This is a genomic window from Kitasatospora sp. NPDC001683, from assembly GCF_053596495.1.
Map to the genome: position 1 here is coordinate 1 of NZ_JBSFGK010000068.1, position 15,835 is coordinate 15,835.

Annotated in this window: 10 protein-coding genes; 1 reads left to right on the plus strand and 9 read right to left on the minus strand. The window is 71.5% G+C overall.

Translation table 11 applies throughout. The features are described 5' to 3' along the window. Positions 1-302: 302 nt before the first annotated feature. The 9 genes from ACWCYO_RS29330 to eccD form a co-directional block, all read right to left on the minus strand. The gene (locus tag ACWCYO_RS29330; protein ID WP_270146924.1) at positions 303-1,988 is read right to left on the minus strand and encodes a ribonuclease J; all 1,686 of its coding nucleotides are present in this window, start codon (positions 1,986-1,988) and stop codon (positions 303-305) included. Between the two features lie 171 nt (positions 1,989-2,159). Further along, positions 2,160-3,059, minus strand: coding sequence for a 4-hydroxy-tetrahydrodipicolinate synthase (dapA, locus tag ACWCYO_RS29335; RefSeq protein ID WP_449785889.1), 900 nt, complete (start codon positions 3,057-3,059; stop codon positions 2,160-2,162). A 215-nt stretch (positions 3,060-3,274) separates the two neighbouring features. Next, positions 3,275-4,006, minus strand: coding sequence for an FAD-dependent thymidylate synthase (gene thyX / locus ACWCYO_RS29340; protein ID WP_270146922.1), 732 nt, complete (start codon positions 4,004-4,006; stop codon positions 3,275-3,277). Beyond that, the gene (locus ACWCYO_RS29345) at positions 4,003-4,461 is read right to left on the minus strand and encodes a tetratricopeptide repeat protein (protein WP_270146921.1); all 459 of its coding nucleotides are present in this window, start codon (positions 4,459-4,461) and stop codon (positions 4,003-4,005) included. Before ACWCYO_RS29345 ends, thyX begins: the two co-directional genes overlap by 4 nt. A 7-nt stretch (positions 4,462-4,468) precedes the next feature. Next, complete coding sequence (dapB, locus tag ACWCYO_RS29350; RefSeq protein ID WP_270146919.1) at positions 4,469-5,236, minus strand: 4-hydroxy-tetrahydrodipicolinate reductase; 768 nt, start codon at positions 5,234-5,236, stop codon at positions 4,469-4,471. A 28-nt stretch (positions 5,237-5,264) separates the two neighbouring features. After that, positions 5,265-6,617, minus strand: coding sequence for a M16 family metallopeptidase (locus tag ACWCYO_RS29355; protein ID WP_270146918.1), 1,353 nt, complete (start codon positions 6,615-6,617; stop codon positions 5,265-5,267). A gap of 119 nt (positions 6,618-6,736) precedes the next feature. Continuing rightward, on the minus strand, positions 6,737-8,944 hold the full coding sequence (locus tag ACWCYO_RS29360; protein WP_270146917.1) for a polyribonucleotide nucleotidyltransferase: 2,208 nt from the start codon (positions 8,942-8,944) through the stop codon (positions 6,737-6,739). A gap of 450 nt (positions 8,945-9,394) precedes the next feature. Further along, positions 9,395-9,685: a 30S ribosomal protein S15 gene (gene rpsO / locus ACWCYO_RS29365; protein WP_030289909.1), complete on the minus strand. Its 291-nt coding sequence runs from the start codon at positions 9,683-9,685 to the stop codon at positions 9,395-9,397. 187 nt (positions 9,686-9,872) lie between these two features. Continuing rightward, positions 9,873-11,333 (minus strand): type VII secretion integral membrane protein EccD, encoded by a 1,461-nt coding sequence (gene eccD, locus ACWCYO_RS29370; RefSeq protein WP_270146916.1) that lies wholly within the window; start codon positions 11,331-11,333, stop codon positions 9,873-9,875. Positions 11,334-11,739: 406 nt separating this feature from the next. Here eccD and eccCa point away from each other — a divergent pair, with 406 nt between their 5' ends. Continuing rightward, positions 11,740-15,684, plus strand: coding sequence for a type VII secretion protein EccCa (eccCa, locus tag ACWCYO_RS29375; RefSeq protein WP_270146915.1), 3,945 nt, complete (start codon positions 11,740-11,742; stop codon positions 15,682-15,684). The last annotated feature ends 151 nt before the right edge of the window (positions 15,685-15,835 follow it).

The window sequence follows — 15,835 nt, forward strand, 5'->3', positions numbered from 1 at the left end:
GGACGCTTCCTTCGGACCGCCTTCCAGCGGGCCCTCCGGGCGCTTCGTTCTTTCGTGTTTCCAGCTTATCAGATGTTTTCCGCTCCGTTTTCCGGAGTTTCATTCATCGGATTCGGCTTTCGCCTTTCGGCGCTCCCGAACTCTATCAGAGTTTCTCGGTCCGTTTTCCCGGCCGTTCTCGAATTCGCATTCGAGGACTTCCTTGGGGCTCGTCCCGTGGGGCAACCCGGAGAACATTACGCACCGGGTCGCCCCACGTCAAACCAGCCTCAGCAGGGGCCGAACGGGCCCCCGCGCACGGCTCAGACCTCGACGACGACCGGCAGGATCATCGGCCGGCGGCGGTAGTTGTCCGCGACCCACTTGCCAATGGTCCGGCGGACGAGCTGCTGCACCTGGCGGGGCTCCAGCACGCCGTCGCTCGCCGAGCGGTCCAGGGCCTCCTGGAGCTTGGCGGCGACCGGCACGAAGGCGTTGTCCTCGATGCCGGAGCCGCGGGCCTGGATGGTCGGGCCGCCGACGATCTTGCCGTTGGTCGAGTCGACCGCGACGAAGACCGAGATGAAGCCCTCCTCGCCGAGGATCTTGCGGTCCTTGAGCGAGGCCTCTGTGATGTCGCCGACCGAGGCGCCGTCCACGTAGACGTAGCCGGCCTGCACCTTGCCGACGATCCGGGCGACGCCCTTCTCCAGGTCGACGCAGACGCCGTCCTCGGCGATGACCACGCGGTTGCGCGGGACGCCGGTCGCGATGCCCAGCTCGGCGGCGGCCCGCAGGTGGCGCCACTCGCCGTGGACCGGCATCAGGTTGCGCGGCTTGCAGATGTTGAAGAAGTACAGCAGCTCGCCGGCCGAGGCGTGCCCGGAGACGTGCACCTTGGCGTTGCCCTTGTGCACGACCTTGGCGCCCCAGCGGGTCAGGCCGTTGATCACGCGGTAGACGGCGTTCTCGTTGCCCGGGATGAGCGAGGAGGCCAGGACGACGGTGTCGCCCTCGACGATGCGGATCTGGTGGTCGCGGTTGGCCATCCGGGACAGCGCCGCCATCGGCTCGCCCTGCGAGCCGGTGCAGATCAGCACGACCTCCTTCTCCGGGAGGTCGTCCAGCTGCTTGACGTCCACGATCAGGTTGCCGGGGACCTTCAGGTAGCCGAGGTCACGGGCGATGCCCATGTTGCGGACCATCGAGCGGCCGACGAAGGCGACCTTGCGGCCGTACTCGTGGGCGGCGTCCAGCACCTGCTGGATGCGGTGCACGTGGCTGGCGAAGGAAGCGACGATGATGCGCCGGTCGGCGTTGGCGAAGACGTTCCGCAGGGCCGCCGAGATGTCCCGCTCGTGCGGGATGAAGCCGGGGACCTCGGCGTTGGTGGAGTCCACCAGCAGCAGGTCCATGCCCTCCTCGGCCAGCTTGGCGAAGGTCGGCAGGTCGGTCAGGCGGCCGTCCAGCGGCAGCTGGTCCATCTTGAAGTCGCCGGTGGCCACGACCATGCCGGCGGGGGTGCGGACGGCCACGGCGAGGGCGTCCGGGATGGAGTGGTTGACCGCGATGAACTCGCAGTCGAAGGGGCCGATGCGCTCGCGCTGGCCCTCCTTCACCTCCAGCACGTACGGCCGGATCCGGTGCTCGGCGAGCTTGGCCTCGATCAGGGCGAGGGTGAGCTTCGAACCGATCAGCGGGATGTCCGGGTTCTCCCGGAGGAGGAAGGGAACGGCGCCGATGTGGTCCTCGTGCCCGTGGGTGAGGACGATGCCGTCGACCTTGTCGAGGCGGTCCCGGATGTAGCTGAAGTCCGGGAGGATCAGGTCCACTCCGGGCTGCTCGTCCTCGGGGAAGAGGACGCCGCAGTCGACGATCAGGATCCGGTCCCCGTACTCGAAGACCGTCATGTTGCGGCCGATTTCGCCGAGGCCGCCGAGCGGAGTGATGCGGAGGGCGCCCTCCTTCAGGGCCGGGGGCGCGCCGAGCTCGGGATGCGGGTGGCTCAAAAGACTCTCCTCACGACGCACGCCATATGTCCGGGGTCCTCCCCCTGGAGACATATGGCGTGCGTACTCAGTGTCGTTTTCCTACTGGGTCGGTGCTCTCGCGCCTTCGTTCCGGTCCAGCGGCGGACCCGGGGCGGGTCCGGCGAGCCGGGGCGCGCACGTCTGTGTCTGCTACAGGTGTACCCCGCCGGCGGCGAGATCCTGCTTCAATCGGTCGATCTCCTCGGGCGTCGCGCCGACCAGCGGCAGCCGCAGCGGCCCGGCCGGCAGGCCCTGGAGGTCCAGCGCGGCCTTGGAGAGGATCACGCCCTGGGTGCGGAACATACCGGTGAACACCGGCAGCAGGCCCTGGTGGATCGCGGTGGCCTTGGCCACATCGCCGGCCAGGTAGGCCTCGATCATCGACTTCAGCTCACCGGCCGCCACGTGCCCGACGACGCTGACCACGCCGACGGCTCCGACGGACAGCAGCGGCAGGTTGAGGATGTCGTCGCCGGAGTACCAGGCGAGGTCGGAGCGGGCGATCGCCCAGGCCGCGGCGCCCAGGTCGCCCTTGGCGTCCTTGTTGGCGACGATCCGCGGGTGCTCGCCCAGGCGGACCAGGGTCTCGTGGCTCAGCGCGACCCCACTGCGGCCCGGGATGTCGTACGCCATGACGGGCAGGCCGGTGGCGTCGGCGACCTGCGTGAAGTGCCGGTACAGGCCCTCCTGCGGGGGCTTGTTGTAGTACGGCGTGACGACCAGCAGCCCGTGCGCGCCGGCGGCCTCCGCCTGCCGGGCCAGCTCGACGCTGTGGTGGGTGTCGTTGGTGCCGACCCCGGTCACCACGTGGGCGCGATCCCCGACCGCCTCCACCACGGCGCGGACGAGCTGGGCCTTCTCGGCGTCGCTGGTGGTCGGGGACTCACCGGTGGTGCCGTTGACGACGAGGCCGTCGTTCCCGGAGTCGACGAGGTGCGTGGCGAGGCGCTGGGCGCCGTCGAGGTCGAGTGCGCCGTCGGCGGTGAACGGGGTGACCATCGCGGTCAGCACCCGGCCGAACGGCGTCTGGGGGGTGGAGGTCGGAGCCATGCGTCCAAAGCTACTCGTAGGCGGTGGGACGGTACCCATGCCGGTCCATGGTTCGGACAGGTGGAGCAGGCCGGGGCTGGGGAGATGGGACTCCGGTGCTGCCCGCTCGGGGGTTCAGGCAGCACCGGAATCCGTGGTCACGAATGTAGGGAGCGGCTAGAAAAGCCGCAATCCAGACATGCCAGACACACTGCCCATATGCCTGTCGCCGCAGGTCAGGGGGCGACTCGGCCGTGCTTCTCGAAGGCCGCATGGGTGAGCGGCATGAGCTGCGCCCACTGCTCCTCCATCTGCTCGGCGACCATCTCGATCTCGCGCTGCGGGAAGGACGGCACCGCCGAGTTCTCCCGCCGGGTGCGCAGCGAGAGGAAGTGCATCAGCGAGCGCGCGTTGCAGGTCGCGTACATCGAGGAGAACAGGCCGACCGGCAGCACCGCGCGGGCCACCTCGCGGGCCACGCCGGCCGCCAGCATCTCCTGGTAGCGGTTGTAGGCCTCGCGGTAGGAGGCCTCCATCGCCTCGGTGACGGTCTCGTGCTGCTCCGCGGTGCCCTCGACGAACTCGTAGCGGCCCGGTCGGCCCTCCTGAACCAGCTTGCGGTCCTCGGCGGGCACGTAGAACACCGGCTGCAGCTCGCGGTAACGCCCGCTCTCCTCGTTGTAAGACCATCCGCTGCGGTGGCGGTGGAACTCGCGGAACACGAAGATCGGCGCGCTGATGAAGAAGGTCATCGAGTTGTGCTCGAAGGGCGTGCCGTGCCGGTCGCGCATCAGGAAGTTGATCAGGCCCTTGGACTTCTCCGGGTCCTGCTGGAGCGCCTCCAGGGACTGCTCGCCCGCGGTGGAGACCCGGGCCGCCCAGATGACGTCCGAGTCCGCGGCGGCGCTGCGGACCAGCTCCACCGTCACGTCGCTGCGGAAGGTGGGGGCCGTCGGTTCGTCGCTCACGCGTTGCTCCTTGCGGGTTCGGTGCTGTGCAGCTTGATGGCGTGCTGCATGGTCTTGCGGGCGCGCGGGGTGTCGCCGGCGTCGGCGTAGGCCACGGCGAGGCGGAACCAGACCCGCCAGTCGCCCGGCGCGGCCTCCGCCTCGGTCCGGCGGCGGGCGAACACCGCGTCGGCCGAGGCCCGGTCGATCCGCCCGCCGTTGGTGCGCTTCAGCTCGTCCACCGGCAGGCCGCCCTCGGCCTCCAGCTCCCGGGCGAGCCGCTCGCTGGCCCGGCCGAAGCGGACGGTCTGGCGCAGGAACCAGACGCCGATCAGCGGGATCACGAAGGCGCACAGGCCGATGCCGATGCCGAGCGGCTTGCCGGTGGCGATCAGCTGGACGCCCTCCCCCACGCAGAGCAGGGCGACCAGCAGCAGCACGCCGGACAGGACGAAGAAACCGGTACGGGAGGTCATGAAGGGCTCACAGGTCCAGGAAGTGTTCGAGGCCGAAGGTCAGCCCCGGGGTCTCGACGACCTTGCGCACGCCCAGCAGGATGCCCGGCATGAAGCTGCTGTGGTGCAGCGAGTCGTGCCGGATGGTGAGCGTCTCGCCGGTGTCGCCGAACATCACCTGCTGGTGCGCGAGCAGGCCGCGCAGCCGTACGGCGTGCACCGGCACCCCGTCCACGTCGGCGCCGCGCGCGCCGGGCAGGCTGTGGGTGGTCGGGTCCTGCTGCTTCGGGCGGCCGGCCTCGGCGCGGGCCGCGGCGATCAGCTGGGCGGTGCGGGTGGCGGTGCCGCTGGGGGCGTCGGCCTTGCGGTCGTGGTGCAGTTCGACCACCTCGACCGACTCGAAGTACTTCGCCGCGATCTGGGAGAACTTCATGCCGAGGATCGCGCCGATGGAGAAGTTCGGCGCGATCAGGACGCCGACGGGCAGCGGCGGGAGTCCGGTGGCCTCGGCCGGGACGAGCCAGCCCTCCAGCTCGGACAGCCGCAGGTCGTCCCAGCCGGTGGTGCCGGTGACCACGTGGATGCCGTTGTGGACGCAGTAGTCGAGGTTGCCCATGACCGAGTCCGGGTGGGTCAGCTCGACGGCGACCTGTGCCCCGGCCTCGGTCAGCTCCTCCAGCCTGGAGCCGCGGCCGAGGGCGGCCACCAGCTCCATGTCCGGCGCGGCCTCGACGGCCTTGACGGCCTCGGAGCCGATCCGTCCCTTGGCGCCGATCACGGCGACGCGCAGCGTCATAGCGAAGTTCCTCTCACACCAGCCGGTCTCAGACCAGCAGATCGGCGAGCTTGGCGGCCCGCTTGTCGTTGACCGGACCGATCAGCGCCAGCGACGGCCGGTACGCGCCCAGCACATCACGGGCCACCGCGTGGACGTCCTCCAGGGTCACGGCCGCGATCCGCTCCAGCATGTCGTCCACCGACAGGTGGTGCCCGTAGCTGAGCTCGGCCTTGCCGATCCGGTTCATCAGCGAGCCGGTGTCCTCCATGCCGAGCACGGTGGAGCCGGAGATCTGCCCGATCGCGCGGTGCAGCTCCTCCTCGGTGATGCCCTCGGCGACCACCTTGGCCAGCTCCTGGCGGCAGATCCGCAGCACCTCCTCGACCCGCTTGGGCTGGCAGCCGGCGTAGATGCCGAACAGGCCGCTGTCCGCGTACGAGGAGGAGTACGAGTAGACCGAGTACGCCAGGCCGCGCTTCTCCCGGACCTCCTGGAACAGCCGGGAGCTCATCCCGCCGCCCAGGGCCGCGTTGAGCACGCCCATCGCCCAGCGGCGCTCGTCGTGCCGGGGCACCCCGGGCACGCCCAGCACCAGGTGGGCCTGCTCGGTGGAGCGGTTGAGCACCTCGATCCTGCCGGCCGTGCGCAGCGCCTTGACGCCGCGGCGGGCCTCGGCGGGCGCCGCGGTGGAGCGGGCCAGCACCGGGGCGAAGGCCTGTTCGACCTGCTTGACCACCTTGCGGTGGTCGAGGTTGCCGGCCGCGGCGACGACCAGGTGCTCCGGGCGGTAGCGGCGGTGGTAGAAGCCGGCGATCTGGTCCCGGGTGAGCGCCTTGATGGTCTCCTGGGTGCCGAGGATCGGGCGGCCGAGCGGGCCGCTGCCGTAGATCACCTTGGCGAACAGGTCGTGGACCACGTCGCCCGGGTCGTCCTCGGCCATCGCCATCTCCTCGAGGATGACGCCGCGCTCGGCGTCGACGTCCTCGGGGCGGATCAGCGAGCCGGTGAGCATGTCGCAGACCACGTCGATGGCCAGCGGCAGGTCGGTGTCCAGGACCCGGGCGTAGTAGCAGGTGTTCTCCTTCGCGGTGAAGGCGTTCATCTCGCCGCCGACCGCGTCCAGGGCCGCCGAGATGTCCAGCGCGCTGCGCCGCTCGGTGCCCTTGAAGAGCAGGTGCTCCAGGTAGTGGGTCGCGCCGTTGAGCTGCGGGGTCTCGTCCCGCGAGCCGACGCCGACCCAGATACCGAAGGTCGCGGAGCGCACCGTCGGCAGGGTCTCGGTGACGACCCGCAGGCCGCCGGGCAGCACGGTGCGGCGCACCGTGCCGGCGCCGTCGACGCCCTTGAGCAGGGTCCGGGTGCTGCCGGGACGCTGCTTTACCGCCGGGGCCTGGGCCACGGTGGGTACCTCCAGAGGAAACGCACGTGGGAATGGCACGTACGGACGAACGCGTGGACAACGGGGTGCGGCCCGCACGCCGGGAGGCGTACGGGCCGCACGGGTCAGCTAGCGGCGCTTCACTCGGAAGCGGCCTCGCCGGCTTCCTCGCCCTCGATGACCGGGATCAGGGAGAGCTTGCCGCGCGGGTCGATCTCGGCGATCTCGACCTGCACCTTGGCGCCGACGCCGAGGACGTCCTCGACGTTCTCCACGCGCTTGCCGCCGGCCAGCTTGCGGATCTGCGAGATGTGCAGCAGGCCGTCCTTGCCCGGCATGAGCGAGACGAACGCGCCGAACGTCGTGGTCTTGACCACGGTGCCCAGGTAGCGCTCGCCGACCTCCGGCATGGTCGGGTTGGCGATCTGGTTGATCGTCGTGCGGGCGGCCTCGGCGGCCGGGCCGTCGGCGGCACCGATGTAGATGGTGCCGTCGTCCTCGATCGTGATCTCGGCGCCGGTGTCCTCCTGGATCTGGTTGATCATCTTGCCCTTGGGGCCGATGACCTCGCCGATCTTGTCCACCGGGATCTTGATGGTGATGATGCGCGGCGCGTTCGGGGACATCTCGTCGGGCGAGTCGATGGCCTCGTTCATCACGTCGAGGATGTGCAGGCGGGCGTCGCGGGCCTGCTTCAGCGCGGCGGCCAGCACGGAGGCCGGGATGCCGTTGAGCTTGGTGTCCAGCTGCAGCGCGGTGATGAAGTTGCGGGTACCGGCGACCTTGAAGTCCATGTCGCCGTACGCGTCCTCGGCACCCAGGATGTCGGTCAGCGCGACGTAGTGGGTCTCACCGTCGATCTCCTGGGAGATCAGGCCCATGGCGATGCCGGCGACGGCGGCCTTCAGCGGCACACCGGCGTTCAGCAGCGACATGGTCGAGGCGCAGACCGAGCCCATCGAGGTGGAGCCGTTGGAGCCGAGCGCCTCGGAGACCTGGCGGATGGCGTACGGGAACTCCTCGCGGGTCGGCAGGACCGGCAGGATGGCGCGCTCGGCCAGGGCGCCGTGGCCGATCTCGCGGCGCTTGGGCGAGCCCACGCGGCCGGTCTCGCCGACCGAGTACGGCGGGAAGTTGTAGTTGTGCATGTAACGGCGACGCGTCTCCGGCGAGAGCGTGTCGAGCTGCTGCTCCATGCGGAGCATGTTCAGCGTGGTGACACCCAGGATCTGGGTCTCGCCGCGCTCGAACAGCGCCGAGCCGTGGACGCGCGGGATGGCCTCGACCTCGGCGGCCAGGGTGCGGATGTCGGTGACGCCGCGGCCGTCGATGCGGACCTTGTCCTTGATGACGCGCTCGCGGACGATCTTCTTGGTCAGCGCGTTGTAAGCGGCGCTGATCTCCTTCTCGCGGCCCTCGAACTCGGGGAGCAGCTTCTCGGCCGCGACGGCCTTGACGCGGTCCAGCTCGTTGTTGCGCTCCTGCTTGCCCGGGATGGTCAGGGCCTGGGCCAGCTCGTCCTTGACGGCGGCGGTCAGCGCGGCGAGGACGTCGTCCTGGTAGTCCAGGAAGACCGGGAACTCGGCGGTCGGCTTGGCGGCCTGGGCGGCCAGCTGCGACTGCGCGGCGCACAGCACCTTGATGAACGGCTTGGCGGCCTCGAGGCCGGCGGCCACGACCTCCTCGGTCGGCGCCTCGGCGCCGCCCTCGACCAGCTTGATGGTCTTGTCGGTGGCCTCGGCCTCGACCATCATGATCGCGACGTCGCCGTCCGGCAGGACGCGACCGGCGACGACCATGTCGAAGACGGCCGACTCCAGCTCGCTGTGGGTCGGGAAGGCGACCCACTGGCCCTTGATCAGCGCGACGCGCACGCCGCCGATCGGGCCGGAGAACGGCAGGCCCGCCAGCTGGGTGGAGGCGGAGGCGGCGTTGATGGCGACCACGTCGTACAGGTGGTCGGGGTTGAGCGCCATCACGGTGCAGACGACCTGGACCTCGTTGCGCAGGCCCTTGACGAAGGACGGGCGCAGCGGGCGGTCGATCAGGCGGCAGGTGAGGATCGCGTCCTCGGACGGCCGGCCCTCGCGACGGAAGAACGAGCCGGGGATGCGGCCGGCGGCGTACATCCGCTCCTCGACGTCCACGGTCAGCGGGAAGAAGTCGAAGTGCTCCTTCGGCTGCTTGGACGCGCTGGTGGCCGACAGCACCATGGTGTCGTCGTCCAGGTAGGCCACGGCGGAGCCGGCGGCCTGACGGGCCAGACGGCCGGTCTCGAAGCGGATGGTACGGGTGCCGAAGGAACCGTTGTCGATCACGGCCTCGGCGTAGAACACGTTCTCTTCCACCTGGAAGATCTCCTCTTTCGTACGTCTCCGGGAGAGCGTCCCCGCGCGCTGCCTGGGGGCCCCGGGGCCCTCCCGCCAGGGAGGGCGGCAGTCGGGCCGGTCTTCGATCGAAGCCTCCGGGGGCCCCGCTCGCTGCGGGGGTTCCGGGGGCCACTACCGAGGACCGGCGCCTCACGGCTGCCGGGCCGGGACGGGCGGTCCGCGTCTGGACGCTCTCTCGGATGCGGGCGGCTTCCGTTTGAAGCCTTCGTCCCGCGGGGGGTTCGGGCTTGCTGCCCGGGTGGCGCGCTGCTGCGCCATCACCCGGCATGCCCACAACCCTACGGTGCAATCCTCGGCCACCTGGGGAGGTGCGCGCGAGTTCTTGTGTCAGGGTGCCGCGGTCGAACGGCCGCGGCATACGCGCGAGGGGCGGCCCCCCGGTGTGGGGAGCCGCCCCGAGCGGCGGTCTTAGCGGGCGCCGCCGGCGGCACCGCGGCGGATGCCCAGGCGGTCGACGAGCGTACGGAAGCGCTCGATGTCCTTCTTGGCCAGGTACTGCAGGAGGCGGCGGCGCTGGCCGACCAGGATCAGCAGGCCACGACGCGAGTGGTGGTCGTGCTTGTGGAACTTGAGGTGCTCGGTCAGGTCCGAGATGCGGCGGGAGAGCATGGCGACCTGGACCTCGGGGGAGCCGGTGTCGCCCTCCTTCTGGCCGAACTCGGCGATGATCTGCTTCTTCACGTCAGAGGCGAGAGCCACTGCAACTCCTTCAAGGTCTACCGAGCGGTCCTGGTCGACAGCACAGGACTCTGCGAGAACTCGGTGTCGCGAGTGCGGCCGGCGGTCGGCTGCCCCTGGGGGCGGACACACGGCTGCGCTCGGAGGCCAAGCGTACCAGTGCCGCCCACCTGCCGAACGGCCGGGTGGGCGGCACCGGTCCGCGGGGTCAGCCGGTGGCGCCGCGGACCAGCCGGTAGATGTTCAGGACGGCGAGCGCCAGCGGGACCAGCGAGATCAGGGTGAGGCTGTCGAACAGGTCCAGGATGCGCCCCCAGAACGGGGAGACGCCGAGCCGGGGCACCACCAGGGCGATCGCGGTGAGCAGCGCGGCGCCGAAGGCGATGGAGGCGGCCAGCCAGATGGTGCGCAGGTCGAGCTCGGTGCTGGAGCCGGCCGCGCGCAGGATGAACTGCGGGGTGTGCAGCGACAGGCCGACGATCAGCAGGCACAGGCCGAGCAGGCCGGCCGCGGTGAGGCTGAGGACCTGCGCGGTGTAGCGGAACAGCCGGGCGCGCAGCATGGTGGCGATGCCCAGGGCGAGCGCGAGCAGCTCGGGGAAGGTCCGGTCGGTGAAGGAGAGGACGGCGCAGGCGCCGACCACGACCGCGGCGCAGCCGCCGACCAGGCCGACCAGCACCTCGTGGCCGCGGCGGGCCTGGTGGGCGATCCGCTCGTACTGGACGACCTCGGCGCGCTCGGCCTCCTCGTCGTAGTCGCGGCTGCGGGTGCGGGTCTGGCCGGGGGCGCTGAAGCCGACCGGCAGCCGGGCGAAGCGGGCGGAGAGGCTGGGCAGGAAGCCGACGGCGGCGACGGCGGCGACACCGGTGACGGCGGCGATGTTCCCGGCCGGGGTGTCCGGCATCAGCACCGCGGCGAAGGTGGCGAGCGCGCCGGCGGTGGCGACGAAGGCGGCGGCGACGAACACCGCGTCCATCGTGGGCAGCAGCCCGGCGAGCAGCACGGCGATCACCAGGGCGGTGACGCAGCCGGTCAGGAACTGCAGCCGGCCGGGGCCGTCCCACTTGTGGGCGACGGCGATGACGCCGCTGCCGGCGATCAGGGCGTGCGGCAGGGCGCCGAGGCCGAGCGCGACCGCGGCGGGGGCGTCCTGGTAGACCCGGGCGCGCACTCCGGCGAGGGCGGTGAGCACGACGGCGGTGACGCCGGCCAGCACGCCGGGCAGGCTGTGCATGTCGTGGCGCAGGTCGGAGAACCAGAGCGCGAAGCCGAGCAGGGTGAGCAGCACCCCGGTGCCGATCAGGCCGAAGCCGCGCATCAGCTCGACGGTCCAGAACCGGCGGTCGGCCTCGACGGCGCTGGCGATGGCGTCGGCGACGTCGTCGTAGACGGCCGGCGGCAGGGACTCGGCGAAGGGGCGCAGCGCCAGCAGGTCGCCGTCGCGGACCTGCTGGGCGGCCAGCGACAGGCTGCTGTCGAGCACGGTGCCGTCGCGGCGGACCAGGTGGAAGCCGGTGGGGGTGCCGTCGGGCTGGCTCTGGTTGGCCAGGCGCAGCACCTCGGGGTAGACGTCGGCGAGTGCGACGTCCTCGGGCAGGGCGACGTCGATCCGGCGGTCCGGGGCGACGACGGTGACCCGGCAGTAGCCCGTGGCGGCGTTTGAAGTCACGGCCGCACCTCGATCCTTCGACGCACTGGGCGCTCCCCCTGGGTTTGACGGTGCCGCGGCCCGGTGGCGCGCGGTCTGGCTGTGGAACCGGCCCGGCCGGGCCGCGAGTTGGCGCGGCGTTACCCTACCCGCTCGGTTCGTGCCCGGCGTCGCTGCGGGGCGGGGCCCGGCGGCGGTGCGGGGGCGGGGCCCGGCGGCGGTGCGGGGGCGGGGCGTGGTGGGCGGTGCGGGGGCGGGGCGTGGTGGGCGGTGCGGGGGCGACCGTTAGGATCGGCGCCTGCGCACGGTGGTACGGGGGCTGCGCTGTGTGGGGCGTCCTCAGTCACGGGAACCCGTACCGGAGCGGGCGCAGTCGCGTGAGGGCTGATGCCGAAGTGATCGATCGACGCCGCGGGGTGGATGACGCATGGGTGTGATCATGGTCAAGCGACCGGCCAGGGCCTACCCGCCGACGGTGCCGGACGAGCCGGTGGAGCTGGTCAGTCCGCCCGAGCTGCCCCGGCAGGGCGGCGAGGACTGGCTGATGAGCATCCTGCCGATGCTCGGCATGGGCGGTTCGGCGGTGTTCTTCTTCTCGCCGGGCGCGGCCGCCCCGATGAAGATCATGGGCGGTCTGATGATCGTCTCGACGGTCGGCATGGTGCTGGCCCAGATCGTGCGGGCCCGCAAGGGCGGTTCGACCGCCATGGCGGACGAGCGGCGCGACTACCTCAAGTACCTGCAGCAGACCCGCCGCCAGGTGCGCCGCACGGCGGAGAGCCAGCGCGGTGCGCTGCTGTTCCTGAACCCGGCGCCGGACCAACTGTGGTCGATCGTCGAGGACGGCCGGCGGCTGTGGGAGCGGCGCACGGCGGACGGCGACTTCGCGCAGATCCGGGTGGGCCTCGGGCCGGTCCAGCTGTCCACCCCGCTGGTGGCGCCGCAGACCGCGCCGATGGACGAGCTGGAGCCGCTGTCGGCGGCCGCGATGCACTCCTTCCTGAAGGCCCACGGCACCCTGCAGGACCTGCCGCTGGCGGTCTCGCTGCGCGCCTTCTACCACATCACGGTGTGCGGGGACCCGGACTCGGTGTACGGCAACGTGCGCGCGATGATCGCCCAACTGACCACCCTGCACTCGCCGGACGACCTGCTGATCGCGGTCGCGGCGGCCCCCGGCGCGGCCGAGGAGTGGGACTGGACCAAGTGGCTCCCGCACAACCAGCACCGCAAGGAGGCCGACGGCGCGGGCTCGCGCCGGCTGAGCGCCCACGACCTGGGCGAGCTGGAGTACCTGCTGCAGGACGAGCTGTCCGGCCGCCAGCGCTTCGTCCGGGACGCCGCGCCCGCGGCGGACCAGCCGCACCTGGTGGTCATCATGGACGGCGCCGGGGTGCCGCACGACTCGGTGCTGGCCGGCCCCGAGGGCGTGCAGGGGGTGACCGTCATCGAGGTCGTCCCGGGTGAGGTGGACGAGCCGAGCGGGCACCTGATGGTGACGGTCAACCCGCAGGAGCTGGTGCTGCGTTCGGCCTCCGGGGCGACCTACGCCGGCAAGCCGGACCTGCTCTCGCTGTGGCAGTCCGAGGCGCTGGCGCGGCAGTTGGCGCCGTACCGGGCCTCGGCCGGCGGGGACGACGAGCCGCTGCTGTCCAACCTGGACTTCACCGACATGATGAACTCCGGCGACCCGGGCTCCTTCGACGTGGCCCGCAGCTGGCGCCCGCGCGCCCAGCACGAGCGGATGCGGGTGCCGATCGGGGTCGGGGCGAACGGCGAGCACGTCTACCTGGACATCAAGGAGGCCGCGCTGGAGGGCATGGGCCCGCACGGCCTGTGCGTGGGCGCGACCGGTTCCGGCAAGTCGGAGCTGCTGCGCACGCTGGTGCTCGCGCTGGCGATGACCCACTCCTCGGAGACGCTGAACTTCGTGCTCGCCGACTTCAAGGGCGGCGCGACCTTCCTGGGCATGGCGGACATGCCGCACACCTCCGCGGTGATCACCAACCTGGAGGGCGAGCTCACCCTGGTCGACCGCATGCGCGACGCGATCGAGGGCGAGCTGCACCGGCGCCAGGAGCTGCTGCACCGCTCCGGCAACTACGCCAACATCCACGAATACGAGCGGGCCCGGGCGGCCGGCGCGGCGCTGGACCCGCTGCCCTCGCTGGTGCTGATCATCGACGAGTTCTCCGAACTCCTCACCGCCAAGCCCGACTTCATCGAGATGTTCATCCAGATCGGCCGGATCGGCCGCTCCCTGGGCGTGCACCTGCTGCTGGCCTCGCAGCGCCTGGAGGAGGGCAAGCTGCGCGGCCTGGACACCTACCTCTCGTACCGGATCGGTCTGCGCACCTTCTCGGCGGCCGAGTCGCGGGCGGCGATCGGCGTGCCGGACGCCTACCACCTGCCGCCGGTGCCGGGCGTCGGCTACCTGAAGTTCGGCGAGGACGTGATGGACCGGTTCAAGGCCGCGTACGTCTCGGGGCCGTACCGGGCGCCGGGGCAGCAGCGGTCGACCGGCGGACGGCGGGTGAACACCCGGCCGGTGGCGTTCACCTCGGCCTACGTCGACCTGCCGCCGGAGCCGGTGGAGCAGGAGGCGCCGCAGGCCCCGGAGCAGGACGACGCGCTGGTGGACACCGTGCTGGACGTGTTCGTCCAGCGGATGGCCGGCCAGGGCCCGGCCGCGCACCAGGTGTGGCTGCCGCCGCTGGACGACGCGCCGAGCATCGACCACCTGCTGCCGCCGCTGCAGGTCGTCCCGGAGCGCGGGCTGACCGCGCCCGGCTACCCGGGCGGCCGGCTGCGGGCCCCGATCGGCATCGTCGACAAGCCGCGCGAGCAGAAGACCGACATCCTGGAGGTCGACTTCTCCGGGGCGGCCGGCCACGGCCTGGTGGTGGGCGGCCCGCGCTCGGGCAAGTCCACCGTGCTGCGCACCATGACGGCCGCCTTCGGCCTCACCCACACCCCCCGCGAGGTGCAGTTCTACCTGCTGGACTTCGGCGCGGGCAGCTTCCAGTCGCTGACCGGCCTGCCGCACGTCGGCGGGGTGGCGGGGCGCCTGGACGTGGACAAGGTGCGCCGGATGGTCTCCGAGGTGCACGGGGTGATGAACCGGCGCGAGGAGCTGTTCCGGGCGACCGGCATCGACACCATCGCGACGTACCGGGCCCGCCGGGCGGCCGGGCAGCTGCCGGACGAGGCCTTCGGCGACGTGTTCCTGATGATCGACGGCTGGAACACCTTCAAGCAGGAGTTCGAGGGGCTGGAGCCGGTGATCGCCGACATCGCCCAGCGCGGCCTCGGCTACGGCGTCCACCTGGTGATCACCGCGGCCCGGTACGCGGAGGTGCGCCCGGCGCTGAAGGACCTGCTGCAGAACCGCATCGAGCTGAAGCTCGGTGACGCCATGGAGTCCGAGGTGGACCGCCGGGTGGCGCAGAACGTCCCGGCGCTGGCCGGGCGCGGCATCACCGCGGAGCGGCTGCACTTCCTGGGCGGCCTGCCGCGGCTGGACGGCTCCTCCTCGGTGGAGGACCTGCAGGACGGCGTGGCCGGGCTGGTCGGCGCGGTCGACGGGGCCTGGGCCGGCCCGCGCGCGCCGCAGGTGCGGATGCTGCCGGCCGTGCTCGACGGGTTCTCGCTGCCGAAGGGCTTCGAGCACCCGGAGCGCGGGGTGTCCTTCGGCGTGGACGAGGCCGAACTGGCGCCGGTGTTCGTCAACTTCGAGACCGACCCGCTGTTCATCGTGTTCGGCGACACCGAGTCCGGGAAGTCCGCGCTGCTGCGGATGCTGATCAAGCAGATCACCGAGCGTTACACCGCGGACCAGGCGGGCATCGTGGTCGGCGACTACCGGCGCGCGCTGCTGGGCACCGTGCCGCCGGAGTACCTGGTGGAGTACGCGGCCGCGCAGCCGGCCATGGCGGCCATCGTGGACATGCTGCGCGGGGCCTGCGCCCGCCGCCTGCCCGGCCCGGACGTGACCGCCGAGCAGCTGCGCAACCGCAGCTGGTACAGCGGCAAGGACATGTTCGTGATCGTCGACGACTACGAGCTGGTCGCGACCAGCTCGGGCAACCCGCTGGCGCCGCTGGCCGAGTTCCTGCCGTTCGCCCGGGACATCGGCCTGCGGGTGATCGTGGCCCGCAGCGCGGGCGGCGCCGGGCGCTCGCTGTACGAGCCGGTGATGCAGCGGATGCGCGAGCTCGGCGGGCAGGGCGTCATCCTGTCCGGCAACCGGGACGAGGGCGCGCTGCTGGGCACGGTCAAGCCGCAGGCGCTGCCGCCGGGCCGCGGGGTGTACGTGTCGCGGCGCGCGACCAACGGACAGATGGTCCAGACGGGCTGGCTGCCGACGCAGTGACGAGGGCCGTCAGCGGCGTGCACTGATCGGGCCGTTCGCTACGGACGGTGATCGAAGGGTCGGACTCCCCGGGAGTCCGACCCTTCGGCGTCCCAGGTGCTGAAACGTTACCTAGATCTTTCCGGGCCGGGGCTGCGGTTCCCGTACCCGG